Origin of the sequence: Streptomyces sp. NPDC056987, assembly GCF_042673865.1 — a bacterium.
In the GTDB taxonomy this organism is placed as follows: Bacteria; Actinomycetota; Actinomycetes; order Streptomycetales; family Streptomycetaceae; genus Streptomyces.
The window spans coordinates 1-26,241 of record NZ_JBHURV010000021.1; the positions used below are offsets into that span (position 1 = coordinate 1).

Annotated in this window: 26 protein-coding genes and 1 pseudogene; 9 read left to right on the forward strand and 18 right to left on the reverse strand. The window is 72.3% G+C overall.

The window, feature by feature from the left end; translation table 11 throughout:
- The 9 genes and pseudogenes from ACFTZC_RS23355 to ACFTZC_RS23395 form a co-directional block, all read right to left on the reverse strand.
- Nucleotides 1–329, reverse strand: a 329-nt coding sequence (locus tag ACFTZC_RS23355) for a hypothetical protein (RefSeq protein ID WP_382892682.1), incomplete at its 3' end; no start/stop codon positions are given.
- Nucleotides 330–622: 293 nt separating this feature from the next.
- A complete protein-coding gene (locus ACFTZC_RS23360) occupies nt 623–1,933 on the reverse strand; it encodes an ATP-binding protein (protein WP_382892684.1) in 1,311 nt (436 codons plus the stop codon).
- On the reverse strand, nt 1,930–2,667 hold the full coding sequence (locus ACFTZC_RS23365; protein WP_329829404.1) for a response regulator transcription factor: 738 nt from the start codon (nt 2,665–2,667) through the stop codon (nt 1,930–1,932). The genes ACFTZC_RS23360 and ACFTZC_RS23365 overlap by 4 nt, the downstream gene beginning before the upstream one ends.
- 106 nt (nt 2,668–2,773) lie before the next feature.
- Entirely contained in the window at nt 2,774–3,514 is a 741-nt protein-coding gene (locus ACFTZC_RS23370) for a spermidine synthase (protein WP_382892686.1), read from the reverse strand.
- A gap of 101 nt (nt 3,515–3,615) precedes the next feature.
- A complete protein-coding gene (locus ACFTZC_RS23375; RefSeq protein ID WP_382892688.1) occupies nt 3,616–4,290 on the reverse strand; it encodes a hypothetical protein in 675 nt (224 codons plus the stop codon).
- Nucleotides 4,287–6,068 (reverse strand): hypothetical protein, encoded by a 1,782-nt coding sequence (locus ACFTZC_RS23380; protein ID WP_382892690.1) that lies wholly within the window; start codon nt 6,066–6,068, stop codon nt 4,287–4,289. The genes ACFTZC_RS23375 and ACFTZC_RS23380 overlap by 4 nt, the downstream gene beginning before the upstream one ends.
- 158 nt (nt 6,069–6,226) lie before the next feature.
- Nucleotides 6,227–7,146 (reverse strand): annotated as a pseudogene (locus tag ACFTZC_RS23385) (ABC transporter ATP-binding protein).
- 85 nt (nt 7,147–7,231) lie between these two features.
- Nucleotides 7,232–8,158 (reverse strand): zf-HC2 domain-containing protein, encoded by a 927-nt coding sequence (locus ACFTZC_RS23390; RefSeq protein ID WP_382892692.1) that lies wholly within the window; start codon nt 8,156–8,158, stop codon nt 7,232–7,234.
- Nucleotides 8,155–8,730 (reverse strand): RNA polymerase sigma factor, encoded by a 576-nt coding sequence (locus ACFTZC_RS23395; RefSeq protein ID WP_382892694.1) that lies wholly within the window; start codon nt 8,728–8,730, stop codon nt 8,155–8,157. The genes ACFTZC_RS23390 and ACFTZC_RS23395 overlap by 4 nt, the downstream gene beginning before the upstream one ends.
- A 229-nt stretch (nt 8,731–8,959) precedes the next feature.
- Between ACFTZC_RS23395 and lon the strand changes: the two genes are divergently transcribed.
- The gene (gene lon / locus ACFTZC_RS23400; RefSeq protein WP_382892696.1) at nt 8,960–11,395 is read left to right on the forward strand and encodes an endopeptidase La; all 2,436 of its coding nucleotides are present in this window, start codon (nt 8,960–8,962) and stop codon (nt 11,393–11,395) included.
- A gap of 193 nt (nt 11,396–11,588) precedes the next feature.
- Here the strand turns inward: lon and ACFTZC_RS23405 are convergent, their stop codons facing one another.
- Complete coding sequence (locus ACFTZC_RS23405) at nt 11,589–12,437, reverse strand: lysozyme (RefSeq protein ID WP_382892698.1); 849 nt, start codon at nt 12,435–12,437, stop codon at nt 11,589–11,591.
- Nucleotides 12,438–12,644: 207 nt separating this feature from the next.
- Between ACFTZC_RS23405 and ACFTZC_RS23410 the strand changes: the two genes are divergently transcribed.
- Nucleotides 12,645–13,139: a MarR family winged helix-turn-helix transcriptional regulator gene (locus ACFTZC_RS23410; RefSeq protein WP_382892700.1), complete on the forward strand. Its 495-nt coding sequence runs from the start codon at nt 12,645–12,647 to the stop codon at nt 13,137–13,139.
- A gap of 167 nt (nt 13,140–13,306) precedes the next feature.
- On the opposite strand, the gene ACFTZC_RS23415 is transcribed toward ACFTZC_RS23410, so the two are convergent.
- Nucleotides 13,307–14,089, reverse strand: a complete 783-nt coding sequence (locus ACFTZC_RS23415) for a hypothetical protein (protein ID WP_382892702.1) — start codon at nt 14,087–14,089, stop codon at nt 13,307–13,309.
- Nucleotides 14,090–14,545: 456 nt separating this feature from the next.
- On the opposite strand from ACFTZC_RS23415, the gene ACFTZC_RS23420 reads away from it, so the two are divergent.
- From ACFTZC_RS23420 to ACFTZC_RS23440, 5 genes are read left to right on the forward strand one after another with little or no spacing between them, the layout of a single operon-like run.
- Entirely contained in the window at nt 14,546–17,527 is a 2,982-nt protein-coding gene (locus ACFTZC_RS23420; RefSeq protein ID WP_382892930.1) for a nitrate- and nitrite sensing domain-containing protein, read from the forward strand.
- Between the two features lie 29 nt (nt 17,528–17,556).
- A complete protein-coding gene (locus tag ACFTZC_RS23425; protein ID WP_382892703.1) occupies nt 17,557–18,111 on the forward strand; it encodes a roadblock/LC7 domain-containing protein in 555 nt (184 codons plus the stop codon).
- A complete protein-coding gene (locus ACFTZC_RS23430) occupies nt 18,108–18,524 on the forward strand; it encodes a DUF742 domain-containing protein (RefSeq protein WP_382892705.1) in 417 nt (138 codons plus the stop codon). The genes ACFTZC_RS23425 and ACFTZC_RS23430 overlap by 4 nt, the downstream gene beginning before the upstream one ends.
- The gene (locus ACFTZC_RS23435) at nt 18,505–19,278 is read left to right on the forward strand and encodes an ATP/GTP-binding protein (RefSeq protein ID WP_382892707.1); all 774 of its coding nucleotides are present in this window, start codon (nt 18,505–18,507) and stop codon (nt 19,276–19,278) included. Before ACFTZC_RS23430 ends, ACFTZC_RS23435 begins: the two co-directional genes overlap by 20 nt.
- 43 nt (nt 19,279–19,321) lie before the next feature.
- A complete protein-coding gene (locus ACFTZC_RS23440; protein WP_382892709.1) occupies nt 19,322–20,563 on the forward strand; it encodes a styrene monooxygenase/indole monooxygenase family protein in 1,242 nt (413 codons plus the stop codon).
- 25 nt (nt 20,564–20,588) lie between these two features.
- Here the strand turns inward: ACFTZC_RS23440 and ACFTZC_RS23445 are convergent, their stop codons facing one another.
- A complete protein-coding gene (locus ACFTZC_RS23445) occupies nt 20,589–21,824 on the reverse strand; it encodes an NlpC/P60 family protein (RefSeq protein WP_382892711.1) in 1,236 nt (411 codons plus the stop codon).
- 119 nt (nt 21,825–21,943) lie between these two features.
- Nucleotides 21,944–22,666 carry an SDR family NAD(P)-dependent oxidoreductase gene (locus ACFTZC_RS23450; RefSeq protein WP_382892714.1) on the reverse strand — a complete coding sequence of 241 codons (723 nt, stop codon included), beginning with the start codon at nt 22,664–22,666 and terminating at the stop codon, nt 21,944–21,946.
- A 78-nt stretch (nt 22,667–22,744) separates the two neighbouring features.
- Between ACFTZC_RS23450 and ACFTZC_RS23455 the strand changes: the two genes are divergently transcribed.
- Nucleotides 22,745–23,155: a winged helix-turn-helix transcriptional regulator gene (locus tag ACFTZC_RS23455; RefSeq protein WP_382892716.1), complete on the forward strand. Its 411-nt coding sequence runs from the start codon at nt 22,745–22,747 to the stop codon at nt 23,153–23,155.
- Between the two features lie 12 nt (nt 23,156–23,167).
- On the opposite strand, the gene ACFTZC_RS23460 is transcribed toward ACFTZC_RS23455, so the two are convergent.
- The 3 genes from ACFTZC_RS23460 to ACFTZC_RS23470 are packed head-to-tail and all read right to left on the reverse strand — an operon-like array spanning nt 23,168 to nt 24,532.
- The gene (locus tag ACFTZC_RS23460; protein ID WP_382892718.1) at nt 23,168–23,455 is read right to left on the reverse strand and encodes a hypothetical protein; all 288 of its coding nucleotides are present in this window, start codon (nt 23,453–23,455) and stop codon (nt 23,168–23,170) included.
- 13 nt (nt 23,456–23,468) lie between these two features.
- On the reverse strand, nt 23,469–23,663 hold the full coding sequence (locus tag ACFTZC_RS23465; protein ID WP_382892720.1) for a DUF397 domain-containing protein: 195 nt from the start codon (nt 23,661–23,663) through the stop codon (nt 23,469–23,471).
- 14 nt (nt 23,664–23,677) lie between these two features.
- Nucleotides 23,678–24,532: a helix-turn-helix domain-containing protein gene (locus tag ACFTZC_RS23470; protein WP_382892722.1), complete on the reverse strand. Its 855-nt coding sequence runs from the start codon at nt 24,530–24,532 to the stop codon at nt 23,678–23,680.
- Between the two features lie 176 nt (nt 24,533–24,708).
- Here ACFTZC_RS23470 and ACFTZC_RS23475 point away from each other — a divergent pair, with 176 nt between their 5' ends.
- Nucleotides 24,709–25,041 (forward strand): hypothetical protein, encoded by a 333-nt coding sequence (locus ACFTZC_RS23475; RefSeq protein ID WP_382892724.1) that lies wholly within the window; start codon nt 24,709–24,711, stop codon nt 25,039–25,041.
- A gap of 112 nt (nt 25,042–25,153) precedes the next feature.
- Here ACFTZC_RS23475 and ACFTZC_RS23480 read toward each other — a convergent pair whose 3' ends face one another.
- Both ACFTZC_RS23480 and ACFTZC_RS23485 read right to left on the reverse strand, forming a co-directional pair.
- Nucleotides 25,154–25,552 (reverse strand): nuclear transport factor 2 family protein, encoded by a 399-nt coding sequence (locus ACFTZC_RS23480; protein ID WP_382892727.1) that lies wholly within the window; start codon nt 25,550–25,552, stop codon nt 25,154–25,156.
- An 80-nt stretch (nt 25,553–25,632) separates the two neighbouring features.
- Nucleotides 25,633–26,154: a winged helix-turn-helix transcriptional regulator gene (locus ACFTZC_RS23485; RefSeq protein WP_382892729.1), complete on the reverse strand. Its 522-nt coding sequence runs from the start codon at nt 26,152–26,154 to the stop codon at nt 25,633–25,635.
- Nucleotides 26,155–26,241: the final 87 nt, after the last annotated feature.

Below are 26,241 nucleotides of genomic sequence, written 5' to 3' on the forward strand. Positions count from 1 at the left end.
GGCTTCGCCGGGGCGGCGGGCGCGACCGGGGCGGCGGGCGCTGCCTTCGCGGCCGGTGCGGCCTGCGCGGGCGCCGGCGCGGTGGCCGCGGAGCCCGGGGCCGCGGTCCCCGCGGCCTCCTCGGACCTGCCCGCCGTGCCGGGCGTGCCCGGCTTGTAGTCGGCGAAGAAGTCCCACCAGGCACGGTCGACCGAATTCGGATCCTGGAGGTACTGCTGGTAGATCTCGTCGACAAGCCACTCATTGGCTCCGAAGGCGGCGGCAGGGTTGGTGCCCTGGCCCGCTTCGTCGGTCGAGATGCTCGCGTTACTGGGGGACTGAGACGACACGGCGTGAACCGCCCTCTTCCGCTTCACAAGGTGATGGACAGCGGGAATCAAGGCTACGCCTACCTGGCCGTAACGTGCAGGCCAGGCGTGCCATCGTCGTGCACGTCACATCCGACGACGGGTTTCGGCGTATGAAATGGCGGGAAACTAGCCAGGTTCCGCAATGCCAGGGGCATGTGACCGAACACATCACTTATCGGCCACACCCCAGCCACCGCCGGTCCACGGCCCTGAAGCCCGCGCGTCCCCGACTCCGTACCCGGAGATCATGCGCTTTCTCTTCGAACTCTACGTCAAACGTGCGCCCGGGGTACGCCCGGGAGAGTGACTCGGATCAGGCAGCCACGTGCTGATTCGGCCACTCCTATCCGCCCGCCGTGCAGATCGACCGCCCAGCGGGCGATCGCCAGGCCGAGCCCCGTGCCGCCGTCGCTGCCGGGGCCGTGCGGGGAGGGGACCGTGCCCCGGTTGAAGCGTTCGAAGACCTTGTGGCGCTCCGGCTCGGGGATGCCGGGCCCCTCGTCCTGGACCTCCAGGTCCAGCGACTCGGGCGTCTCGCCACGCCGCGCGCGCACCGTGACCCGGCCGTGCGGCGGGCTGTGCTTGACCGCGTTGTCGATGAGGTTGGCCACGACCTGGTGCAGCCGTTCCGCGTCCGCGTGCGCGGTCAGCTCCGGCGGCGAGACGTCGAGATGCAGATGGACATCGCTGCGGGTGTGGTTCCCGGAGGCGGACCCGGCGACGGAGCCGCGCTGCGAGGACGCCAGATTGGACTCCTTGAGCACGCCCGAGAGGTACGGCCACACCTCGAAGCGCCGCGCGCGCAGCGGTACGACCCCGTTGTCGAGCCGGGAGAGGTCGAGCAGCGTCTCCGTCAGCCGCCCCAGCCGCTCGGTCTGCCGCAGCGCCGTCAGCATCGTCTCCGGATCGGCGGCGGACACCCCGTCCACCACGTTCTCCAGTACGGCGCGCAGGGCCGCGATGGGCGTGCGCAACTCGTGCGAGACGTTGGCGATCAGCTCCTTGCGGTGCCGGTCCTCGGCCTCCAGGTCATCGGCCATCCGGTTGATCGTGGAGGCGAGATCGCCCAGCTCGTCCCGGCGGTCGGCCCGGACCCGGCGCGTGTAGTCGCCGTGCGAGATGCCCTTGGCGACGGTGTTCATCTCGTCCAGCGGCGCGGTCAGCCCGTGCGCCACGAACTGGGTGATCAGCAGCGTCGCGATCATCGAGAAGACGGTGATGAAGCGCAGCTCGGTCTCCGTGCGCGAGGCCACGATCAGCAGACCGGTGGTGATCAGGACGGAGACGACGACCAGGGTGACCAGCTTGGACTTGATCGAGAACAGCGGCCAGGACCCGTCGGTCGCCCCGAACCTCCGCAGCGCCGTCAGCCGCGGCCGGCTCGGACCCGGGCGCGGACCGGAGCGCGGGCGCGGACCCGGGCGCGCGCCGGCCGGAGAGCGCCGGAGGCCGTCGCGCCCGCCATGACGACGGCCGCCGCGCCCGGCACCACGACGGACGTCGCGTCCGGCATCACCTTGGCCGTCGCCGCCGTCACTCCCACTGTCGCCGGTCCGGTCCACCGCGTCCCCCGGCAGGGTCATGGCGCCGGGGTCTCCAGGGCGTAGCCGACGCCGTGGACGGTTCGGATCCGCTCGGCGCCGATCTTCCGGCGCAGCGCCTTGATGTGGCTGTCGACCGTACGGGTGCCCGAGGCGTCCGCCCAGTCCCACACCTCGGCGAGCAACTGCTCCCGGGAGAGCACCGCGCGCGGGGTGTTCGCCAGGCAGACCAGCAGGTCGAACTCGGTGGGCGTCAGGTGCACGTCATCACCACGCACCCGTACCCGGCGCTGCGCGTGGTCGATCTCCAGCTCGCCCAGGCGCAGTATGCCGCTGCGCGGCGTCACCGCGGCGAGCGCCGCCCGCTCCACCCGGCGCAGCAGCACATGCACCCGCGCCGCCAGTTCCCGCATGGAGAACGGCTTGGTCATGTAGTCGTCCGCGCCGACGCCGAGCCCGACGAGCATGTCGGTCTCGTCGTCCCGCGCCGTCAGCATCAGTACCGGCACCGGGCGCTGCGCCTGTACGCGGCGGCAGACCTCCAGGCCGTCGAAGCCGGGCAGCATGATGTCGAGGACCATCAGGTCCGGCTGCCACGCCTCGGCCGCGTCCACCGCCGCGGGCCCGTCCACCGCCGTCTGCACGAGGAAGCCCTCGGCCCGCAGCCGGGCGGCGATGGCGTCGACGATCGTCGCGTCGTCCTCGACGACGAGGACCCGCCGCTGGGCGCCGGGCGTCGCCGCGACTCCGTTGTGGCTGGTGTGTGTCTGCTCCATCGCCCCGCCCCTGGTACGCGTTCCGCGATCCTTGATCCGCGATCTGTGCATGAAGTATGCACATCCGTGTGTGGGGAGCAGCGTAGAGGCAGCGGGAGGGTTCCGGCTACGCAGTGCGAACAGCGAGATGGACCACGTCGGGTACGCCTCGGGCAACTTGGATCTCTTCCTCCCTTACCCCGGTGAATCCGGCATTCCGCAACGCTTCACCGAATCTCGGAGAGGGGTTCGCCGACCATACGGCGAGGACGCCCCCCGGCTTCAACCTCCTGTGGCACGCGGCGAGTCCGGCCGGCGAATAGAGGTTCTCGTTGTCCTCCGTGACGGTCCACTCGGGTCCGTTGTCGATGTCCAGGCAAAGCGCGTCGTAACGCTCCGTGGTCACTTGTACGTACTTCACAAGATCGGTGTGATGGATCACAACGCGCGGATCGGCGAGCGCTCCGCCCGAAATGCGCGTAAGGGGGCCGTCCCGGTGCCAGTCGATGACGGCCTGCTCGCGCTCGACGACGGCGATGGCTCCCCAGCGCGGATCGGCGGCGGCGTGCGCGAGGGAGAACCCGACGCCGAGACCGCCGATGAGCACGGAGGGCCGCTGCTCGTTTCCGCTTCCGGAGCCTTCCGGGGCGAGCGCCGCGAGCGGGGCATGGGCGGCGTGAGCGGCAAAAGCGCTGTATGCGGCATCGACGAGCAGCCGCTCCGAACGGCCGTCCGACGTGTCCATCAGGAAACACCCGTTGGCGATGATCTCCAGCTCCTCGCCCCGTCGCCGCAGAACGACCTCGCCGTAGGGGCCCTCGCGCCGGTCGAGCGTGACGGGACCGGAACCCGGGTCGGGTACGGACATGGTGGGGCTCTCCCTCTGCCGGCGGACGGTACCGACATCCTGGCCGCACGGGCCGGACCGAGACAATCCGGTTTACCGCGGCGGGAACGGCGCACGTGGCGTCAGCCGTCCTCCCGACGGGCGCCGCGCCAGGCGTACGCCCCGGCGCCGCAGCCGTACGCCACGACCGCCGCCGCCCATGCCCCGGCCTGCGGACCCGGCTGGAGCTGCCAGGCCCACAGCGCGGCGGCGCCGCCCGGCGCGCGCGGCGCGGTGAGGTAGACCGCGCTCGTGTACGCCGTCATCGGCAGCCAGCTCAGCCGCGCCCCCAGCAGTGCGGCGGCGCCTGCCGTGACCCCGGTGGCCCCGAGCAGGTTCCGTACGGCCGCAGGGCCCCCGAACGCCTCCGGGTGGCCGGGGACACCGAGGGCGAGCAGCGCCGCGGCGAGCGCCGTGAGGCCGAGGAGCCCGCCCAGCCGCCGGGGCCACCAGGGGCGTACGGCCGTACGGTCCAGCTCGTCGCTGTGCGTGTACATGCCCACCCCGAGGGCCGCGGCGGCAAGCACAGGGGCCAGCACCACCACCGGGACCCGGGCGGTATGGTCGAATCCCGGCTGCGCCTGGAGCCACCGCGCGGCCCACGCGGCGGCGAGCGCCACGCAGACGAGGGTGCCGAGGGTGGCCGGCAGAGCGCGCGACCGCGCGTACAGCGCGAGGGCCCGGCCCGGCCGGCCCCGGACGGGGGAGCGGTGAAAGCAGTGTGCGAGGAACGAGACGGGACGGGCAGGTCGGCTCATGGCACCGGCACTTCTTCGGCCCGGCAGAGATCGGCGGCCAGATACCGCGCGAGATAGGCCCGGCTCTCCTCCCGGTCCATGGCGCGCAGCCGCCGCAGATGGACCTCGCCCTCGTACAACGGAACGCCGGCGGAGTCCGGGCGCGGCGCCAGCCACTGGTTGACGGCGTCGTTGACGGCGGTGGCCCGCCGGGCGGCCGGAGTGTCGAAGTCGGTGCCCGAGCAGTCCTGGGAGAAGAGATACCCGACGGCCCAGTTGGCGTAGAGCGCCGGATCGGAGATCTCGCCGTGCTCGGAGAGCCCGAACGGATCCGGGAGTTGCGCCTCCCGGGGCCCGAGCAGAACGGGCTTGCCCACCTCGCGTACGACCACACCGGGCGCGACGGCGAGCTGCTCCCGGCCGGGGCCGGGCGCGCGGGGTCCGTCGACCCAGCGGACCGGGGCGCCCGGGACGCCGCGCAGTTGGGCGTTGAGGCCGGCGAGCGCGGCCGACACCGACGGGAGCAGCTTCCGGTCGACGGCGGTGACGCACACCCGGGGCGCGCCGTCGTCGCAGACGAGCCGGGCCGCCGCCGGATCGGGGCGCCACAGCCCGTTCCCGGCCCCCGTCAGCAGGACGGCGGCGGCGCAGGCGGCCGCGAGCGGCGGCAGCGCGGAGATCCGGCGCCGGGCGGCGTACGCGAGCAGCGCGGCCCCGGCGAGTCCGGCGGTCCACACCATCGAGGCGGGGCCGAACCACCACACCGGCCGGTCCCAGACGTACAGGTGGTCGAGGGCGGGGTCGAGCCAGCGGGCCGGGGAGTCCGCGTACGTGGGCACGCCGAGCCCGACATAGGTGACGGCGGCGAGCAGCGGTGCCGCCGGCCGCCAGGGGATCAGCCGCCCGGCCACGAAACCGAGCACCCCCAGCGCCGCCAGGGCCACCGCGTCCGCCGCGACCAGCGACAGGAACGGCCCCCCGGCGGCGTACGGCCAGGTCGCCAGGGCACACCCCGCCGCGGCGAGGAGATACCCGGCGGGCGGCCACAGTGCGGCGGGCGCCACGGCGAGCAGCGTCCGGCGCAGCGGGGCGCGGGGGAGCGAGGCGAGCAGGTCCCCGGTGGCCCGCCGCCGCTCCCGCCCGCCCTGCCAGCAGCCGACGGCGACGGCGAGCGGCCCGCAGAGCAGCAGCGCCGCGACGCGCAGCAGATCGGTGGTCTCCGCCCAGCGGCCCATCCACTGGGGAGACTTGCCGTACATCGTCACCCAGCAGACGACCACCGCGGCGCCCGCGGCCCAGGGCCCGACGCCGCGCCGCAACTCGGTCCCCAGGACGCCACGGGTCCGGCGGCGCGAGGGCGGGACGGTGGGCGGTACAAGGGCGCCGGGATCGCCGGGCCTGGCGGAACCGGCGGCGGCCGTGGCGGTGGAGGCGGTCAGGGGACGGGCGGGGCGGGTGCGCGGCGTTCCGCTGCCGGGCGCCCGGATCCCCGCCGTCCGGATCTCCGCCGTCCGGATCTCCGGCGCCTCGATCTCCGGCGTTCCGATCTCAGGTATACGGATCTCCGGCGTTCCGCTGCCGGGTGCCCGCATACCCGGTGTTCCGATCTCCGGTGCCTCGATCTCCGGCGTTCTAATGTCGAGCGTCCGGATCTCCGGCGTTCTGATGTCGGGCGTCCGGATCTCCGGCGTTCTGATGTCGGGCGTCCGGATCTCCGGCGTTCCGGTGCCGGGTGCCGGGATCCTCGACGCCCCGGTCCTCGGTGCCTCGCTACCCGGCCTTCCGATGTCGGGCGTCATGCTGCCCAGCGTTCCGGGCGCCGCCCCGGAGCCACGGGAACCCGGGACGCCGGGGGAACCCGGGACGTCGGGGGAACCCGGGACGTCGGGGGAACCCGGGACGCCGGGGACGTCGTGGGAGCCGGGGATGTCGCGGATGTCAGGGACATCGGAGGCGCTCACTCGGCGCCCTCGGATCCGGCGGTGGCAGCGGTGGCCCCCGTGGCCGCGGTGCCCGCCGTGGTCCCCGCTCCGCCCCGCGCGGTGCCGGTGCGGTGGGACCGCAGCGCCGCCGTGTAGCCGCGTTCGATCGGATGGTCGCCGGCCCCGGCCCCGCCAGTGGCAGGGCCGGGGCCCGGCCCCCGGCCCTGCCACTGGCCCCAACCCCGGAAGCCCCTCCCCGCTCCTCCCCGCTGTTCTCGCCCAGCGCCGTCAGATCCGCCGTCGTGCCGCGGAACGCCACCCGGCCCGCCTCCAGCAGCGTCACCTCCGAGCAGGCCGCCGCGACGTCCTCCACGAGATGCGTCGAGACGATCACCGCGGCCGTGGTGCCGACCTCCCGGAGCAGCGCGCGGAATTCGACCCGCTGCTCCGGGTCGAGACCGGCCGTCGGCTCGTCGAGCAGCAGCAGTTCCGGCTCGTTGACGATCGCCTGCGCGATGCCGACCCGCCGCACCATGCCCCCCGACAGCGTCTTCACCTTCGCGTCGATCCGGTCCGCGAGCCCCACCCGCTCCACCGCGCGCTCCACCGCCGCCGGTACGCCGGCCTCGTCCATCTCCTTGAGCCACGCCACGTACGCGACGAACTCGCGCACCGTGAAACCCGGGTAATAGCCGAACTGCTGCGGCAGATAGCCGAGCCGCCGCCGCACCTCCGCGCGGCCCCGGTGCTCCGAGACATCGCGGCCCAGCAGCTCCACCCGCCCGCCGGCCGGCGCGGCGACCGTCGCCAGCACCCGGATCAGGGAGGTCTTGCCCGCGCCGTTCGGGCCGAGCAGCCCGTGCACACCCTTGCCGAAGCCCAGATCCACGGCGTCCAGCGCGACCTTCTTGCGGTGCCTGACCGTCAACCCGTGTACTGCTACCGATGCGGTCATGCTGCCCCCTTTTCTTTTGACTTTCTTGCGGCTTTCTTGCGGCTTTCTTTCGACGTGCAAGCGTTGTGCGAGTCCACCGGACGATTCACCAGCCGCCCGGGGCCGGCCGGTCGAAGGAGTGCCGCCGCGCCACCAGCACGGCCGCGCACACCGCCGCCCCCGTGCCCCAGAGGCCCTGCGCCGCCGCCCCGGACAGGAACCGGGCCAACTGGGCTGAGAGCTCGGCCATCGCCGCCGGTTCGGTCGGCAACGGCAGCGGCACCCCCGCACGCGCCGCCCTCAGCAGCGGTACGGCGAGGGCCAGCGCCCACCCCGCGCCGACCGCACAGGCCGCCGGTCGGTGCCCGATGTACGAGCCGAGCGTCAGCGCGGCCAGCGTCAGCGCCAGCCCCGGCAGCAGCCAGGCCGCCGCGGCGGGTGTGCCCGGCACGCCGTCCGGGAGCAGCGCCCCCGCCAGGGTGAGCAGCGGCAGGCTCACCGCGAGGACCGCGGCGGTCCTGGTCAGCAGCAGCCGCAGTCCGCCGCCCGGGGTGGTCGCGCCGATCTCGTGCATCGGGTCCGCGTACCGCCCGTACGACACGGCCACCCCGGCGGGCGGCAGCACGGGGGCCAGCGCCAGCAGCAGCGGGCGCGCGCCCGCGAAGCCGGTGGCGTACGCCAGCCCGACCGCCCCCGCCGCGACCAGCACCAGCGCGACCAGCCAGGATCCGCGCAGCGCGGGACCCGCCGCCCACAGCACCCGCGCGGCGCCCCCGATCGCCGGGACCCGGCCGGCCCTCGGCGAGGGGGGCGCCACCGCGCCCAGCACCGCTCCCCGTACATCGGCGAGTACGGTGCCCGCGGCGGTCCCCCGTACCGCCGCGGACACCCGGACGGCGCACGCGCCGCACGCTTCGATGTGCTTCTCCAGCGACCAGGCGTCCGGCTCCGGGGCCGTGCCCGCCGCGTACCGCGCGGCCAGCGCCTCGTCCACATGCCATGCCCGGGCCGTCCGGGCCGCCCTGTCCCTCATGCGGTGCCTCCCAGCGGAGCGATGCGTTCCAGCGCGGCGCGCAGCTCCCTGCGTGCCCGCATCGCGCGGGTCTTGACCGTGCCCTCCGGGATGCCGAGCAGCCGCGCGGTCTCGCGGGTGGTGAGCCCGTCGACGACCGTCGCGCGCAGTACGTCGCGCAGCTCGGGGGAGATCCGGTCGAGGGCGGCGCCGACGTCGCCGTACTCCAGCCCGGCCAGGACGCGTTCCTCGGCGGACGGCGCGTGGGCCGGTGGCTCGTACCCCGGCCGCCAGGACGTACCGCGCTCCGCCCTGGACCGCGCCCGCACCGCGTCGACCAGCCGCCGCGCGGCGATCACCCACAGCCAGCCGCCCGCCTCGCCGCCGCGGTGCGTCCCGGCCGAGCGCCATACGGTCAGGAACGTGTCCTGAAGGACCTCCCGTACGGTCTCGGGATCGGCGCACCGCCGCGACAGCCGGGCGAGCAGCCACCCGGAGTGCCGGTCGTACAGCTCGGCCAGCGCCTCGGCCCCCGCGGCGTCGCCGCGCGCGACCGCGCGCAGCAGCGCGGCGTCGTCGTGGTCTCCCCCCATGGGGCGGAACAGTCTCACGCCCTCTCTATCGCCCGATCCGCCCGGACCGGTTCACGCACCCGGACGGGGTGCGTGAACACGATCGCTCAGAGCGAACGCGGGGGAGCGGGGGCGGGGGAACAATCTCCGGCTCATAAGCATTGAGCCCGTATAGCTCAACTTGCTTGACGGTATCCGACTGCTACTGCCGTATCGCCGTACCGCCGTGTTTCACGCCGAAGGGGAGACCATGGCTTCCACCTCCACACCGCTCACGCTTCCCGTACTGCCGCTCGACGACGAGGTCGTGCTGCCCGGCATGGTCGTGCCGCTCGATCTGTCCGACGCCGAGGTCCGTGCCGCCGTGGAGGCCGCGCAAGCGGCCGTCCGGGACGGCGGCGGGGACGGCGGCGGGGGCAAGGGCGCCGGAAAGCCCCGCGTCCTGCTCGTGCCGCGGATCGACGGGAGCTACGCCGGGACCGGTGTGCTCGGGACCGTCGAGCAGGTCGGCCGGCTCTCCGACGGGGATCCCGGCGCGCTCATCCGCGGCCGGGGCCGCGTACGGATCGGGGCCGGTACGAGCGGGCCCGGCGCCGCCCTCTGGGTCGAGGGGCTCGGCGTGGACGAGAGCGCGCCCGAACCGCTGCCCGGCGCCGTGGCCGAGCTGGTCACCGAGTACAAGGCGCTGGCCACAGACTGGCTCAAGAAGCGGGGCGCCTGGCAGGTCGTCGACCGCGTCCAGCAGATAGACGACGTCTCGGCGCTCGCCGACAACTCCGGCTACTCGCCCTTCCTCTCCACCGCGCAGAAGGTCGCCCTGCTGGAGACCACCGACCCGGTCGCCCGGCTGCGGCTCGCCACCGACCAGCTCCGGGAACACCTCGCCGAGCAGGACGTCGCCGAGTCGATCGCCAAGGACGTCCAGGAAGGCGTCGACAAGCAGCAGCGCGAGTTCCTGCTGCGCCGCCAGCTCGACGCCGTACGCAAGGAGCTGCGCGAACTCAACGGAGGGGCCGCGGACGGGGCGGACGAGTCCGACGACTACCGCACGCGCGTCGAGGCCGCCGACCTCCCCGAGAAGGTCCGGGAGGCCGCGCTCAAGGAGGTCGACAAGCTGGAGCGCTCCTCCGACCAGAGCCCCGAGGGCTCCTGGATCCGCACCTGGCTCGACACCGTGCTGGAACTGCCGTGGAACGAACGGACCGAGGACCGGTACGACATCAGGGGCGCCCGGTCCGTCCTGGACGCCGAACACGCCGGCCTGGAGGACGTGAAGGAACGCATCACCGAGTACCTGGCCGTGCGCAAGCGCCGCGCGGACCGCGGTCTCGGGGTCGTCGGCGGCAGGCGCGGCGGCGCCGTCCTCGCCCTCGTCGGGCCGCCCGGTGTCGGCAAGACCTCGCTGGGCGAGAGCGTCGCGCACGCCATGGGGCGCAAGTTCGTCCGGGTCGCGCTCGGCGGCGTACGCGACGAGGCGGAGATCCGCGGCCACCGGCGTACGTACGTCGGCGCCCTGCCGGGGCGCCTCGTCCGGGCGATCAAGGAGGCCGGTTCGATGAACCCGGTCGTCCTGCTCGACGAGATCGACAAGGTCGGCTCCGACTTCCGCGGCGACCCCGCGGCGGCGCTGCTCGAAGTCCTCGACCCGGCGCAGAACCACACCTTCCGCGACCACTACCTGGAGGTCGAGCTGGACCTCTCCGACGTGGTCTTCCTCGCCACGGCCAACGTCCTGGAGGCCATCCCCGAGGCGCTGCTCGACCGTATGGAACTCGTACGCCTCGACGGCTACACGGAGGACGAGAAGATCGTCATCGCCCGGGACCACCTGCTGCCCCGGCAGCTGGAGCGCGCGGGCCTGGAGCCCGGCGAGGTCACCCTGGAGGACGGCGCGCTGCGCAAGCTGGCGGGCGAGTACACCCGCGAGGCGGGCGTGCGGAACCTGGAGCGCTCGATCGCCCGGCTGCTCCGCAAGGTCGCGGCCGAGCACGAGCTGGGCGACCGGGAGCTGCCGTTCACCCTCGGCGCCGACGACCTGCGCGGCCTGATCGGACGGCCGCACCACGTACCGGAGTCCGCGCAGGACCCGGCGGAGCGCCGCACGGCGGTCCCGGGCGTGGCGACCGGTCTCGCGGTCACCGGCGCGGGCGGTGACGTCCTCTTCGTGGAGGCGTCGCTCGCCGACGCCGAGACGGGCGGCGCCGGGCTGACCCTGACCGGACAGCTCGGTGACGTGATGAAGGAGTCGGCCCGGATCGCGCTCTCCTTCCTGCGCTCGCGCGGCGCCGAACTGGAGCTGCCGGTGGCCGATCTGAAGGACCGGGGCGTGCACATCCACTTCCCGGCGGGCGCGGTGCCGAAGGACGGCCCGAGCGCGGGCATCACGATGACGACCGCGCTGGCCTCGCTGCTGAGCGGCCGGCAGGTCCGTACGGATGTCGCCATGACCGGCGAGGTCTCGCTGACCGGCCGCGTGCTGCCCATCGGCGGCCTCAAGCAGAAGCTGCTGGCCGCGCACCGCGCGGGCATCACGACCGTCGTGATCCCCAAGCGCAACGAGGCCGACCTGGACGACGTACCCGCCGAGATCCTCGACAAGCTGGAGGTCCACCCGGTGACGGACGTCCGCCAGGTCCTGGAGCTCGCGCTCGCCCCGGCGGAGGTACGGGTCCCCGCCGCCGCCTGAGCCGGGCCGCGCGGTACGCCGACGCACGGAGGCCGCCCGGCCCCCTCGACCATGAGGGGGCCGGGCGGCCTCGTCGTGTCACCGGGCGGCGGTGCGACCGTACGGTCCCGGCAGGCCCTCCGCTCCGACCGGGTCCCGCACCGTCACTCGCCCGCGATGCCCCGCGCCGCGGGGTGCGAGGTGTGGGGCGCGGTCAGCCGTTGGCCAGCGCCTGTACGCGGTCCAGGGCGCCGTTGAACCGGTTGTGGTCACCCACGATCGGCCCCGTCGACGTGTACTGCCAGATCGTCTGGAACCCCCAGCCCGCGGGCAGCTCGCCGATGGTCGTGTCGTAGCGGGCGAGCCACAGCGGGTTGGTGGAGCCGAAGCCCGCGTAGTTGCCCGTGCACGTCTTCCACCAGCTCGTCGCCGTGTAGATCACGGCGTCCCGGCCGGTGCGCGCCTTGTACGTGGTCACGAAGTCGCGGATCCAGTCGACCATCTGCGCCGGCGTCTTGCCGTAGCAGGACGCGCCGTACGGGTTCCACTCGATGTCCAGCACGCCCGGCAGGGTCTTGCCGTCGCGTGACCAGCCGCCACCGCCGTCGACGAAGTAGTTCGCCTGGTTGGCGCCACTGGAGTCGTTGGGGGTGCCGAAGTGGTACGCGCCGCGGATCATGCCGACGTTGTACGAGCCGTTGTACTGCTGGGTGAAGTAGGGGTTCTTGTAGTAGTTCCCCTCGGTGGCCTTCACATAGGCCCACTTCACCCCGCTGTTCCACAGGGCCGGCCAGTCGACGTTCCCCTGGTGGCTGGAGACGTCGACGCCTTCCGTCTGGGCGGCCCGGTTGCCGTGGGGCAGGGGTCCCTGGCCGTCGTGCGCGATGACGCCCATACCCATGTGGGCCGAGCCGCGCGGGGGGATGGGCCCCGGCGGGTCCGTGGGGACGGGGGCCGCGCTCGCCGCACCGGGGAGAGTGAGGACGAGCGCGAGAGTGGCGGTGAGGGCGGCGGCCGCGGTGATTCTGGCGCGGCCGGAGATGCGGGATCTGGGGACGGGCATGGATGTGCCTCCGAAGACCTCGGTGGGGGGAGATCATGACCTGTCGGCATGTCAGTGGAGTGAACATGCCAGTATTGAAGCTACGCACGTAGACCCGGACGGCGGAAGAGTGCCACGCCAGTGCCGTTGGTATAAACCCCTGAAATACTGAACATGCTGCGGCAATGGCCGCCGGTGGCAGAAACTTTCGGGGGTGGAAAGCGCGCGATGGCTGTTGACGTGCACGGGAGCGGAACGGAACCCGAACCGGACCCCGCGACAAGGAGTGGTGTGGACCAGGAATTCCTCGCCCTGGAAAGGGAACTGGCGGTCTTTCTCCGCCGGGCCCGTGCCAACTCCGGGGAAATGGCGCGAGAAGTCCATCCGGAACTGGAACCGGCCGCTTACGGACTTCTCGTACGGCTGGAGGACGGCGGCGCCCAGCGGGCCACCGATCTCGCCGGATACTTCGGCGTCGGCAAGGCCACGATGAGCCGTCAGTTGCGCGCCCTGGAGGAACTCGGCCTGGTGAGCCGGGAGCCCGACCCGGCCGACGGGCGCGCCTGGCTCATCCGGATCACCGACGAGGGCAGGTCACGCTTCCTGCGGGTCCGGGGCGCGCGCCGGGAGCGGTACGTACGGAAGCTGGCCGGCTGGGACCGCGCGGAGATCGCCGAACTGGCCCGGCTGCTGCACCAGCTCAACGCCACCGCCGAGAGCTGAGGACTCCGTGAGCCGAGCGGGACCCGGGAAGCGGGAAGCGGGTCCCGGGTCCCGCTCGGCTCACGGAAGGCGAAAACCCGGAAGCGAAAACCCGGAAGGCGAAAACCCGGAGGGCGAAAACCCGGAATGCGGGACCCGGAATGCGGAACCCCGGGAAGCCGGTCGCCTCACAGCTCCACGTACGTCACCGTCGCGTCGTCGCTCGTCTTCCCCCTGCGGAACGCCGTGCCGTCCGGATCCGCCGACTCCGCCGCCCGCACCCGGTCGATCAGCTCCTGCGGGCCGCTCTTGCGGACCAGTGCCAGACAGTCCGCCCAGCCGCCCTCCCGGAACACCTCCACCCACCGGGTCGCGCCGTCCGTCAGCGCGAGCAGGGACCGTACCTCCGCCGCCGCCGTACGGCCCGTCACCGCCCGTTCCGCGACCGACGGGTCCGCCGCCGCCGTGAAGAAGCCGCCCTCCGCGTTGCGCAGCGCGTCCGTCGCCGCGACCGAGCGCAGCACCTCGCGCGGGAGCCGGTCGAGACGGTCGTCCAGCACCGCCCGTACCGCCCCGTCCGGGGACTCCAGCAGCAGCGTCGAGTCCGAGAGGACAAGGTGCTCGACCGTGTCCCGGCCCCAGCGCGCGAGGACGACCGTGGCCTGCGGAGTGCGCGTGAGAGAAAGGTCACAGGTGTCCCGGTGGGCGTCCGCCGTGCGGCCGATCGACGCGGCGAGAACCTGTGCCAGCGTCATATCCCGTCGTGAACCGGACAGTTCCAGAAGGGCCCCGCCCAGCCTGGCCGTGAACCACGGCACCCCATGCACACAACCATCGTCACCTGCGGGTGGCGTCACCCCGTCCAGCACCACCAGGACCCCGCCCTGGCCCCCCGCGGGCAGTGCCACGCCTGCCCAGTCCTCGTTGGGGCGGGCGGTGTTGCCGGGCGAGGTGGCCTGTTCGACGCGCATGCCCTCCAGTCTGCCTGACCCGTCGCACCACCCGCATGATTCCTTCACAGGGCCTACATGTCATGTCGATCTTCCTGTCACGCCAGGTCAACCGCTGTGATTCGGTCAGAATGAGCGTGTGCGGGAGCCGCCGAGGAGCGGATCGCGCCGAGCGGGCCGACGGCCGGGGCGGCTCCGCTGAGCTGCGGGCGGGCATCTTGCCAAAGCCCGCCCGGAAGGTCCACCCGGCACGCCATGTTCCAGCAGCTCCCCGACGGGGAAGAGTTGTTCGCCAACTCGTCGTGATGTTCACTCGTCCAGGTGGCGGAGCGGCCGATGCGCGCCTCCTTCCCCGAAGCGCTGGAATGGTCGACAGCCGAAAGCCAAACCAGTGGTGGGGGTGGGGTTACCGCGTTTCTGACCGGACCGGCCGTCACCTCTGCTTCATGGGCGGACGAGTCAAGAATGCGAGCACCGGTGCAGAAGAAGCGGCCTCGGGGCAAGAGTGTCACGGCCACCGGCACGGCCACCAGTGCCGCGACCCCTACGGGTACCAGTACGACCGGGACGACCGGTGCGGCCACCCCGGCCGCCACGCCCCCGGCGGCCACCCCAGCAGAGGCCGTGAAGCCTCCGGAAGGACGCCGTGTGAGGGTACGTAACCGGCTGGTCGCCGGGGTCGCCTTCGTGGGCGTCACGGTCATCGCGGCCGGCACCCCCGCCGTACTGGCCGCCTCCGCCGAGCTCAACGACGCCCAGAACCTGGTCACCCTCGCCGAGCTGAACCAGCAGGCCGTCACCCTCGGCCACTCCCTCGCCGACGAACGCGACGAGGTCATCGTCTATATCGCCGCGGGCCGCGACGAGCAGCCGGGCGGCACGGACGAGGAGAAGGCCAAGTACACGATCTCCGAGACGCGCAGCGCCCGGGTCGACCGCCAGATCGACGAGATCCGCGCCGCCGGCTCGGCCTCTTCCGGACTGCTGCGCGACCTCTCCACCGTCCCCTCCATCCGCCGCGCCGCCCTCACCGGCAAGGGCTCGGCGATGGAGGCGTACCGCGCGTACTCCGAGGTCATCGACAAGCTCCAGGCCCTCGCCGACGAGCTGGCCGAGAACACCCCGCCGGAGGCCGCCGACGGCACCCGCGCCCCCGCCGCGCTCGGCCGCGCCGTCGAGCAGGCCTCCGCCACCCGCGGGCTGCTGCTGGCCGCGCTCGCCGTGCCCGCCGACACGGCCACCACCCCCCAGTACGACCCGATCACCGGGCTCCCCGTCGAGTCCACGAGCGACGCGACCGACAAGAAGAACGCCCAACTGCGCGACGAACTGAGCGCCGACGCCCAGAAGTCACGCGTCCGCGAACTCGCCGCGCTGGCCGACTTCGACCAGAGCGCCGACACCGGCGCCCGCGAATCCCTCACCTCCACCGTCACGGGCCCCGACGTCAAGACGGCCGAGAGCTATCTGACCCGCCTCACCGACCGGCCCGAGCTCTCCGAGGCCGACCGCAAGGCCGACCAGGACAAGGTCGGCTCCTCGCTCTCCGCCCGGATCGACCAGATGCGGGGCGTCGAGTCGGGCCTCGGCGCCGGCCAGGTCGAACGCCTCGCGCAGCTCCGTGACGACGATGTCACCGGCCTCGAACTTCAGCTCGCCCTCCTCGGCGGCTGCCTGCTCGTCGCGGTCGGCGTCTCGACCGCCGTCGCCCGTACGCTCACCCGGCCGCTCGCCGTCGTACGGATCGGCGCCGCCCGGCTCTCCGCCGCGCCCGCCACCGAGGAAGCGATCCGCTTCACCGGCCGCAACGACGAGTTCGCGCAGGTCGTACGGTCCGTCAACGCCCTGCACGGCAAGCTCCTCGACCTCGCGGGCCGTGCCGACCGGCTCGACAGCGACCGCAGCGATCTGCTCGGCGCCCGCGAGAAGGTCGCCGAGCAGCGCGCCGAACTCCAGGACCGTACGGCCGAACTGACCGTCCAGCTCCAGCGGCTGCGCCACACCGTCCACCACACCTTCGTCAACCTCTCGCTGCGCACCCTCGGCCTGGTCGAGCGTCAGCTCGGCGTCATCGAGGGCCTGGAGGACCGCGAGCAGGACCCCGAGCGGCTCGCCACCCTCTTCAAGCTCGACCACATGGCGACGGTCATGCGCCGCCACAGCGAGAACCTGCTCGTCCTCGCCGGCCACGAACACGGCCACGGCCCCACCGGGCCCGTTCCGCTCGTGGACGTGCTGCGCGCGGCCGTCAGCGAGATCGAGCGGTACGAGCGCGTCACCATCCAGGAAGTGCCCGCCGACACCCAGGTGGCCGGCTTCGCCGCGGACGACCTGAGCCATCTCGTCGCGGAACTGCTGGAGAACGCCGCGTCGTTCTCGCCGCCCGAGACCGAGGTGCGGCTCTCCGGCTGGATGCTGGAGAGCGGCGAGGTGATGCTCTCGGTACAGGACCAGGGCATCGGGCTGTCCGTGGACCGGCTCGCCGAGCTGAACGAGCGGCTCGCCGCCCCGGAGAACCCCGGCGCGCCGCCGCGCGCGCCCCGGGGCGGCGGGAGCGGCGGCGCGGACACCACCGGGAGCGAGGGCCTCGGGCTGCGCGTCGCCGCGCTGCTCGCGGCGCGCCACGGCGTCCAGGTCGAGCTGCGCGAGCACCAGGAGGGCGGGGTCGCGGCGATCGTCGTCCTGCCGGAGTCGCTGCTCCCGGCCCTGCCGCCGGCCCCCGTACCGCCGGTCGGCGCCCCGGCCCCCGCGGCCGCGCCGGCCACCGGGCCGACGGAGGTGGCCGGGACGGCCGAGGCGGCCCCGCCCGCGCTGCCGATCCGTACGAGCCGGGTCCGGGACGGCAACGGCGAGCGCGATCCGCTGGTGGTCGCGGCCGAGGCGGCGATCCGCCGCGCGGAGGAGGCCCGTCGGTCCGGATCCGGGCCCGCCACTACCCCTGAGCACACCGCTCCCGCCCCCGCCGCTCCGTACGACATCGGGCCCGACCGCCACGAGCGCGTCCCCGACGCCGAGCCGCGGACCAAGGGCACCGACCAGGACACCTTCCAGATGCGGCTGCCCAGGCAGCCCAGGCAGCCCCAGCAGCCCCAGCACCCCGCGCACCAGGCCGGCGACCCAGCCGGCACCCCGCCCGCCAACCCGGACACCACCCCCGAGGCCACCCCTGAGGCCGCGCCCGAGTCCGCCCCCGCGGCCGGCGCGGGACCGCTCACCGACAAGGGGCTGCCCAAGCGCACCCCCCGTGTCGTCAAGCACGCCGCCGCACCCACCCGACGCTCCGGCAGCGTCGACGCGGAAGCCCTGCGGCGCCGGCTCGGCGGTTTTCACCAGGGGACCATCGAGGGCCGCCGCGATGCCGAGGCGGAACTGATGGAGCAGACCCCACCCTCGGAGCGAAGCCCCGAGGTGGACACCGGAGAGACGACGGGGGACACAGTCAAGGAGGCAAGCAGTTGACTGCGACCGGCACAGGCACAGGTACAGGCATGGGCTTCAGCACCGGCAGCGGTGCCGGCACCGGAAGAGGAGCCAGTACCGGAAGAGGAGCCGGCACCGGCTCCGGCACCTTCGGGCTGAGCAACGAAGCGCGTAACCTGCACTGGCTCCTGAGCAACCTCGTCGAGGAGGTGCCCGGCGTCCACGCGGTCGCCGTCGTCTCCTCCGACGGACTGCTGCTGCTCTCCTCCGACCCCGGCAGAACCGCCGAGGCGGCCGCCACCGCCGCCGCCCAGGCCGGCCCGCGCGGCTCCAGCGCCGACCTCGCCACCATCGTCTCGGGCGTCGGCAGCCTCACCATCGGCGCCGCGAAGCTGATGGACGGCGGCGGGGTCAAGCAGACGATGATCGCGATGGAGGAGGGCAGCCTCTTCGTCATGGCGATCAGCGACGGCTCGCTGCTCGGTGTGCACGCCACCGCGGACTGCGACATGAGCGTCGTCGCCTACCACATGGCGCTCTTCGTCGGCCGGGTCGGCCACAAGCTGACCCCGGAGCTGCGCAACGAACTACGAGCCTCCGTGGAGAGCGAGAACGCCGGATGACCCGGGCCGCCGACCCCGCGCACCGCCTCCCGGTGCGCGGGGCGGACCGCAAGGCGCTCCGGGTGCGCCCGTACTCGCTGACCGGCGGACGGACCCGCTCCGGGCACGTCCTGCTGGTGGAGACCTTCGTCGCCGCCCTCGAACCGGGCGAGGTCCACAAGGAACTGACGGACGGCGACGCCCCGACCCGTGTCATGCCGGAGATGCTCGCCATCATCGAGCTGTGCCGGCGGATGCGGACCGTCGCCGAGATCTCGGCGCTGCTCAAAATGCCGCTGGGCGTGGTCCGGGTGCTCATCGGCGACCTGGCCGATCAGGGAAAGATCCGTGTGTACGGAACCGGTCACGATGACACCGGTCATCCGGACCACGCGTTGCTGGAAAGGGTGCTGAGTGGACTCCGCCGTCTCTGACGTCTCCGAGGTTTCGGACGACGTCACCGCCGCCTCCGGGCGTGCCTCCGTACGGGAGGCCGTAGCGGCACCCGTACGGGAATCCGGGCCCGATCCCGTACGGGAGCCCGGACCCGACCCGGCACGGGAATCCGAGCCCGGGCCGGCGTCCGCGCCCGAGCCCGAGCCGGAGGAGGAGCTTCAGGCGTGGCAGCTGGACCGTACCCGCGCGCCGGTCTCCACCAAGATCGTGATCGCGGGCGGCTTCGGCGTCGGCAAGACGACCTTCGTCAGCTCGGTCTCCGAGATCGTCCCGCTCCAGACCGAGGCGCTGATGACGGAGGCCAGCGCCGACATCGACGACCTCAGCGCGACGCCCGACAAGGCCACCACCACCGTGGCGATGGACTACGGGCGCATCACCCTCGACGACGACCTCGTCCTGTACCTCTTCGGTACGCCCGGCCAGCAGCGCTTCTGGTTCATGTGGGACGACCTGGTGCGCGGCGCGATCGGCGCGATCATCCTGGCGGACACCCGCCGGCTCGACGACTGCTTCCCGGCGCTCGACTACTTCGAGAGCTCCGGGCTGCCGTACGTCGTGGCCGTCAACCGGTTCGACGGGGCCGCCCCTTTCGATCCGGACGACGTGCGCGACGCCTTGACGATTCCGCGGTCCATCCCTGTACTGATCATGGACGCGCGGGACCGGAACACGGCGGTCGATTCGCTGCTCGCGCTGGTACGTCACGCACTGGAGTTCTCTCCCGAGTAGCGGAGGCGCCGCACCACGCACGCAAACGGAGACAGCGCCGCCCATGCGGAAGATCCTCATCGTCGGAGCCGGTCAGTCCGGGCTCCAGCTCGCCCTCGGACTCCAGTCGCGGGGGTACGAGGTCACGCTGATGTCCAACCGCACGCCGGACGAGATCCGGGCCGGCCGGGTCATGTCCACACAGTGCATGTTCGGCACGGCGCTCCAGCACGAACGGGATCTCCAGCTCAACTTCTGGGAGGCGCAGGCGCCGAGGATCGAGGGCCTCGGCGTCTCCGTCGCCGCCCCCGACTCCGCACGCGCCATCGACTGGCTCGGCCGGCTGAACGGGTACGCCCAGTCCGTCGACCAGCGCGTCAAGATGGCCGGCTGGCTGGAGACCTTCGCGCACCGCGGCGGCCAGCTGGTCATCCATGGCGCGGCCGTCTCCGACCTGGACTACTTCTCCCGGATGTACGACCTGTCCCTGGTCTCGGCGGGCAAGGGCGAACTGGTCTCGATGTTCGCCCGCGACCGCGCCCGCTCCCCGTACGACGCCCCGCAGCGCGCGCTGGCGGTCAGTTACGTCCACGGGGTCGCGCCGCGCCCCGAGCACCCCGGGGTCGAGGCGGTGCGCTGCAACCTGGTGCCGGGCGTCGGCGAATTCTTCGTCATGCCGGCCCTCACCACCTCGGGCCGCGCGGACATCCTCTTCTGGGAGGGAATCCCGGGAGGGCCGCTCGACGTCTTCCGGGGGGTCCGGCGCCCCGCCCAGCACCTCGCCCTCACGCTGGAGCTGATGGAGCGCTTCACCCCCTGGGAGCACGCGCGCGCCGCGAAGGCCGAGCTGACGGACTCCGGGGGCACCCTTACGGGGCGGTACGCGCCGACCGTACGCGACCCGGTCGGCCGGCTGCCGGGCGGCGGGCTCGTCCTCGGCGTCGCGGACGTCGTCGTCGCCAACGACCCGATCACCGGCCAGGGCTCCAACACGGCCGCGAAGTGCGCCGCCTCGTACCTGGACTCGATCGTCGGACACGGCGACCGGCCGTTCGACGAGGCGTGGATGCGCGCGGCGTTCGACCGCTTCTGGGACGTGGCGCGGCACGCCACCAAGTGGACCAACGCGATGCTGGGCCCCGCGCCGGAGCATGTCCTCGGGCTGATCGGCGCGGGGGAGCGGCTCCCGCCGGTCGCCGACCGCTTCGCGAACGGCTTCGACGACCCGTCGGACTTCGAGCACTTCTTCTACGACCCGGCGAAGACGGACGCGTACCTGGCGGAAGCGGCGTCGAGCACGCCCTGACCCTTCCGCTTCCCACCCCTGCCCCTCAACTCCCCCCGTAGCCGGTGTCGGACCCGTCCGTCGCGCCCTCGGGCAACGGCGGCGGGACGTACACGCCCGGGGCCAGCGGGGCGGCGGCGGGGTCCGGGCGTACGGCGCCCAGCAGCGGGTTGGCCGCGATGGGGGAGACCTTGACGTGGGTGCCGGGGCGCGGCGCCTGGATCACCATCCCGTCGCCGAGGTAGATCGCGACATGCGTGGCCTCCGGGAAGTAGATCACCAGATCGCCGGGGCGCAGCTGGTCCAGCGGGATCCGGGGGAGGTCGCGCCACTGCTCCTGGCTGGTCCGGGGGATGGGGTGCCCGGCCTGCGCCCACGCCTGCGAGGTGAGCCCCGAGCAGTCGTACGATCCCGGCCCCTCGGCGCCCCACTCGTACGGCTTGCCGATCTGTGCGGCGGCGAACTCCAGCGCCAGGCTGCCCGCGACGGAAGGCGTCGCGGACGAGGCGGCGGGGGCGCCCGGGGCGCCGGCCGCGCCGACGGTGTCCCCGAGGACGCCGGAGTCGATCAGCTCCCGCTGGGCCCGCTCCGTGCCGGACTTCTCCAGCGCGGCGATCGAGGCGAGCTGCGTACCGCTGAGCGAGGCGAGCAGCTTCTCGACCTGCCGGAGCCGGGAGCCGACGGTGTCGCGCTGCTTCTTCTGCCGCTCCACCAGCTCCCGCTGGCGGTCGAGAGCCGTACGGGACGCGCTCGCGAGCGCGGCGGCCTGGTGCTCACCGCGGGACAGCCCCTGCATGGTGCCCGCCCGGAAACGTGCCGCGCGCTCCAGCAGATAGCCGTCGTCGAGGATGTGCCCGGGGTCGGGGGTGAGGAGCAGTTGCAGGTAGTCGGAGAGGTCGGACTGCCCTTGGTACTGGCGGCGCGCCAGCAGCCCCGCGTCCTCCCGGCTCCGCTCCAGTGCGGCCCGCGCCCGGTTCAGGTCCTCGGTCAGCTTCCTGGCCTCGACGCGCTGCCGGATCAGCTCGACCTCGGTGGCGTTGTACGCCTCGCTCGCCTGCTCGGTCTGCCGGTAGAGGAGCTGGAGCCGGCCGAGGAGCCCGGAGACGGTGGTGGGAACGGCGCCGAGGCCGCCGACGGCCGCCGACGCCGACGGTACGGGAGCGGGCGCGGGCACCGGAAGGGGCGGGGGTTCCGGGGCGGCGTGCGCGGGGGCCACCGCTGCCAGGACGGTCGCGGTGGCCAGCGCCGCCGTACAGACGGATCGCCGTACTCTCCCTGGCACGTCATCACCTCCGGTTGCTGGACAAGGCGTCCAGTAGTAGAAGATGACAAGGCGTCAGATGATTCGAAGAGCTTCTTAATGGGCGATCTGGCGCAACACCATCACCCTTACGGGGCGGTTCAGAAGCCGACCGTGGTCTCGAAGGTGTCACGCGCCTGGGTGAGCCGGTACCAGCGGTCCGCGAGAGTGTCCGGGTCGCCGTCGCCCGACCCGGGCAGGATCGGCAGGCCGATGGAGAGATGGCCGACGTACACGCCCTCACCGGCCAGGTCGTCGTGCAGCCCGCGGGCCCAGGAACGCAGCCCGGCCAGGGCGATGCCGGAGTTGCTCATCCCCGGGATGGGGGCGATCGCGGTGGTGCCGGTGGTGAACAGCAGGGCGCCGTCGCGGGCCTCGCGCATGGCCGGCAGGACCGTGGCGGCCGCGGTGAGGGCGCCGCCGACGAGCATGTCGAACATCGGGCGCACGGATTCCGCGGTGGTCTCGGCCGCGGCGGTGAACCCCAGGGCCTTGAGGTCGGGCACCTCACCGGCCACGTTCGGGAAGACGGGGGCCGGGCTGTAGGAGAGCACGCCGATCCGCCCCAGTTCCTCGGCGGCCGTGTTCAGAGCGGCGGTCAGCCCCTTCCCGTCGGTGACATCCGCCGGGTAGGCCCGTGCGGCGACGCCCTCCGCCGCCAGGGACTCGGTCAGGCCCCGCAGCTTCTCGCCGCTACGGGAGATCAGCGCGACGGGGTGCCCGGCGGTGCCGAACCGGAGAGCGATGGAGCGGCCCATGCTGCGCCCGGCGCCGACGACGGCGATCGTCGCGGGGGTGGAGGACGCAGAAAACGCAGAAGACATGCGGCTACCTCGATTGGTTACGATCAGTACGTAGCCCCACGGTAATGACGTACAGGGGACCTCACAAAAGGCACATTCATGTTCGCAGAGCACACCGCTGATCCTGACGGCACCGACACCCACGCCGCCCCGCACCCGTGCGAAACGTGGCCCGACAACGGCCGTGGCTTCCGGAACACCCTCGACCGGATCGGCGACAAGTGGTCGGTCCTCGTCATCGGCATCCTCAGCGGAGGCCCCCTGCGCTTCGGCGTCCTGCACCAGCGGGTCCCGGGCATCTCGCAGCGCATGCTCACGCTCACCCTGCGCCACCTGGAACGCGACGGCCTGGTCTCCCGCACCGTCTACGCCGAGGTGCCACCGCGCGTCGAGTACGAACTCACCCCCCTCGGGGAGAGCCTGCGCGCCACGGTCCGCGCCCTCGCCCAGTGGGTCACCGACCACAACAACGAAATCGAAGCCGCGCGCCACACCTACGACACGGCCTGAGAACCGCCCGCGTTACGCCGCACCGCCCCCGGCGCCCCGGGGCTTCGACCACGGCCACCTCGGCCCCCTGTCCCCGCGCCCCTCGGGTACGTACACGTACTTCCAGCCGCGCTGGATCCCGAGCCGCTTGGTGTACCCGGCGGGCTCGCGCCGGTACGCGTACACGGTGGGCGGCCCACCGGCGGCATCGGGCACGGGCACCTCGTACCACTTCGGCGGATTCCCGGTAGGCCCGGTCAGCACGGGCAGAACCCGCCCGTCGAGCGGCCCACCGGTGAAGGGGGTGTCTTCGCTTCTCACGCGCCCAGTTTCCTCACACGGTGAAGTGGTCGAACTCGCCTGCTTTGACGCCGAGGATGAAGGCGTGGAGTTTTTCTGGGGTGGTGGTGAGGATGACGTCGGGGTCGTCGCTCTCGACGAGCTTGATACTGCCGTCGTCGGCGGCGAGGTGGACACAGCCGTTCCCATCGCCGCTGAATGAGGACTTCTGCCAGTGGAGGGTGGACATGCGCCTGTCCTTTCTTACAAAGATGCTGCGACGCGGCGGATCAGATCTCGGGACTCCGATGGTTTGAGGCTACAACGCTCAATGTGGTCCAGGATGATTCGGTACCTCGCCAACTGAGGCGGGGCGTCGAGGAACGTGAGCCCGTGGTCGGTGTCGAGCTGAACGGTGTCCAGGGCAGGAACCGCTCCGGCCATGTAGTAGATGCCGGTTCCGGCGCTGGGGAAGGTGCCCGCGCCGAAGGGGACGACCAGGAGCGTGATGTGCTCCAACTCGCTGACTTCGAGCAGATGCATGAGCTGTGCCCGGGTTACCTCAGGACCGCCGAACCCCATGTGCAGGGCGACTTCGTGGAGGACGGTCGTCAGTGGCTTCGGATTTTCTCCGTACACCGCCACCTGCCTCTTGATGCGGAACGAGACCCGGTGTTCCACCTCGTGCGGTGCGAACGACGGCACTACATCGCTGATGACGGCGTGGGCGTACGCCCTGGTCTGAAGCAGCCCCGGCAGATGGCCCATCGCTGAGGTCCGCATCGATGTGGTGTGGTGTTCGAGTTCGGCCAGATCGAGGGCGCCGGGCGGCATGAGGGTGCGGTACTCGTCCCACCAGCCGCGAGTGCGTCCCCCGGTCATCTCCGTGAGCGCCTCGATGTACGCCTCATCCGTGCAGCTGTAACTCCGGGCCAGCGCGCGTACCCGGTCCGCGCCCACCGCGTAACGGCCCGATTCGATGCTGCTGATCCGGGGTTGTGAGGAGCCGTCGAGCACGCCCGCCTGGGCTGTGGTCAGCTCGGCCTGCTGGCGGAGCCTGCGCAGTTCGGCGCCGAGGCGCCGCTGTCGCACGGTGGCAGGTAGGTGCTTGGGGCGCATTTTTCTCCCTCACTCATTTGGATGCTCTCTACTGAGGCAGGTAGATGAATCATAGTGACGTCGTTACGGTGTGAAGCACGCCACGGTAAGTGGCCACGCCGCAAGGCGTCTTCGCTCCGCCGTGCCCCGCCGCGTCCCGGTCGGGTGGACGGGCGTGTCTACCGAAGGGGATCGTGATGACCGTATCGCCGCAGGACTCCGCCCTGGACTCGTTCGATTTCGAGCGGGAGTTGTACGAACTCGTGCACGACACCGCGCCCCGCCTCTTCGCCGTTGTCGTGGAGTACCGCGACGGCGAGGGCGAGTTGGGCCGGGACGCCGCAGTCGTGGCCTGGGGGCTGGCGCACGAGGACGGTCTGGTCGAGGTGGCGCGGGTGGGCGGCGGTGGTGGGCTGCGGCTCGCGGCGCCGGAGAATGTGGCCCGCTACTTCGGGCGGGGGGACGGGTGCGCGTCCCGGGTGGTGTGGCTCGCGCCGGAGGTGCCCGAGGCGGGTGCTCCGGCGGCCTGAGTGAGGAGGGGGCCGGAAGTCGTCCGGCCCCCGACCGGGACGGGCCTGGACCGCTCGTACTGCTGGCCTACCGAGGTGCGCCTCCGGGTGCGCACGCCTCCACGTGCGGAGGTCACATCACCGCGTCGGTCTGTAGCGGGCCTGCGGTGATGCGCAGTTCGCGGATGCGGATCGTCTCCTCGTCGGCGAGGTAGAAGATGTGCATGAACGGGGCGCGGACCACGCGGTCGGGCTCGGTCTTCTTGGCCATGGTGGCCTCTCCGCGCAGCAGACGGACGCCGTCGCCCGCAGCCCAGAATTCCATGATCTCGTGGGTGATGATCAGCGGTTCGTCGATCTTGACGAAGAACGCCTTGATGGCCTCGACGCCGTGGATGTGAGCGGTGCCGAAGAACATGTCGGTGTCCTCGGTCAGCGGCGCGAAGCCTTCGTCGAACTCCAACGTGTCGATGGCGTTCATGAACTTCAGGGCCCACTCGGGCGCGGTCGTCGCTTCTGCCGTGTTTGTCATCGTCATCCTCTCCGGATCGGCCTGCGGTGTGCAGGGCGGCAAGGCGAAGCTAGTAGCGTAACGCTACTAGTTTTACATTGCTACCGGTGGCGGGCTCGCTGGTCCGGCTCGGCGGAGTGCTCGGGGAGGCTCTGGCCGGCGCCGCCCTCCTGGGCCTCCTGGGTGGGCAGGGGGCGCAGGGTCGGGGCCTCCACCGGCTCGTGGCAGCTGCTGCACGCGAGGTAGGGGTGGGTCAGGTTGCCGCACGTCGTGTGCATCAGCGGGTGGCGCGTGGAGTCTCCGTCGGTCGCGCGGGTCTCGGCCCAGCGCGTGATCGACACGATGGCGGGGACGACGAGTTCGCGGGCGCTGTCGGTGAGCTGGTACTCGTACCACGGTTTGTCTGTTCGGTAGGGGTGCCTGGAGAGCAGGCCCAGTTCCGTCAGGCTGGTCAGTCGCGCGGTGAGGATGTTGGCCGAGATGCCCAGTGCTCGTTTGAGTTCTCCGAATCGGCTCACCCCGAAGAACACCTCCCGCAGGATCTGGTAGTTCCAGCGCTCCGAGATGGCGCTCAAGAATTCCTGCCCGTGCTGGAAGGTGACGTGGTCCGTCCGGTCGGACACGGCTTCTCCTCTTCGGTGGCCCAGTGGTATAACATCAGAAGTAGTCCTGAAATGCTACCACCAGTCGCCTGGGCGGACCCGCGCCGC

Bases quoted from the DNA above. Each gene is read 5' to 3' on its own strand.
- ACFTZC_RS23360 (WP_382892684.1), bottom strand. From the start codon at position 1,933: ATGACCCTGCCGGGGGACGCGGTGGACCGGACCGGCGACAGTGGGAGT.
- ACFTZC_RS23365 (WP_329829404.1), bottom strand. From the start codon at position 2,667: ATGGAGCAGACACACACCAGCCACAACGGAGTCGCGGCGACGCCCGGC.
- ACFTZC_RS23370 (WP_382892686.1), bottom strand. From the start codon at position 3,514: ATGTCCGTACCCGACCCGGGTTCCGGTCCCGTCACGCTCGACCGGCGC.
- ACFTZC_RS23375 (WP_382892688.1), bottom strand. From the start codon at position 4,290: ATGAGCCGACCTGCCCGTCCCGTCTCGTTCCTCGCACACTGCTTTCAC.
- ACFTZC_RS23380 (WP_382892690.1), bottom strand. From the start codon at position 6,068: ATGACGCCCGACATCGGAAGGCCGGGTAGCGAGGCACCGAGGACCGGG.
- ACFTZC_RS23390 (WP_382892692.1), bottom strand. From the start codon at position 8,158: ATGAGGGACAGGGCGGCCCGGACGGCCCGGGCATGGCATGTGGACGAG.
- ACFTZC_RS23395 (WP_382892694.1), bottom strand. From the start codon at position 8,730: ATGGGGGGAGACCACGACGACGCCGCGCTGCTGCGCGCGGTCGCGCGC.
- lon (WP_382892696.1), top strand. From the start codon at position 8,960: ATGGCTTCCACCTCCACACCGCTCACGCTTCCCGTACTGCCGCTCGAC.
- ACFTZC_RS23405 (WP_382892698.1), bottom strand. From the start codon at position 12,437: ATGCCCGTCCCCAGATCCCGCATCTCCGGCCGCGCCAGAATCACCGCG.
- ACFTZC_RS23410 (WP_382892700.1), top strand. From the start codon at position 12,645: ATGGCTGTTGACGTGCACGGGAGCGGAACGGAACCCGAACCGGACCCC.
- ACFTZC_RS23415 (WP_382892702.1), bottom strand. From the start codon at position 14,089: ATGCGCGTCGAACAGGCCACCTCGCCCGGCAACACCGCCCGCCCCAAC.
- ACFTZC_RS23425 (WP_382892703.1), top strand. From the start codon at position 17,557: ATGGGCTTCAGCACCGGCAGCGGTGCCGGCACCGGAAGAGGAGCCAGT.
- ACFTZC_RS23430 (WP_382892705.1), top strand. From the start codon at position 18,108: ATGACCCGGGCCGCCGACCCCGCGCACCGCCTCCCGGTGCGCGGGGCG.
- ACFTZC_RS23440 (WP_382892709.1), top strand. From the start codon at position 19,322: ATGCGGAAGATCCTCATCGTCGGAGCCGGTCAGTCCGGGCTCCAGCTC.
- ACFTZC_RS23450 (WP_382892714.1), bottom strand. From the start codon at position 22,666: ATGTCTTCTGCGTTTTCTGCGTCCTCCACCCCCGCGACGATCGCCGTC.
- ACFTZC_RS23455 (WP_382892716.1), top strand. From the start codon at position 22,745: ATGTTCGCAGAGCACACCGCTGATCCTGACGGCACCGACACCCACGCC.
- ACFTZC_RS23465 (WP_382892720.1), bottom strand. From the start codon at position 23,663: ATGTCCACCCTCCACTGGCAGAAGTCCTCATTCAGCGGCGATGGGAAC.
- ACFTZC_RS23470 (WP_382892722.1), bottom strand. From the start codon at position 24,532: ATGCGCCCCAAGCACCTACCTGCCACCGTGCGACAGCGGCGCCTCGGC.
- ACFTZC_RS23475 (WP_382892724.1), top strand. From the start codon at position 24,709: ATGACCGTATCGCCGCAGGACTCCGCCCTGGACTCGTTCGATTTCGAG.
- ACFTZC_RS23480 (WP_382892727.1), bottom strand. From the start codon at position 25,552: ATGACAAACACGGCAGAAGCGACGACCGCGCCCGAGTGGGCCCTGAAG.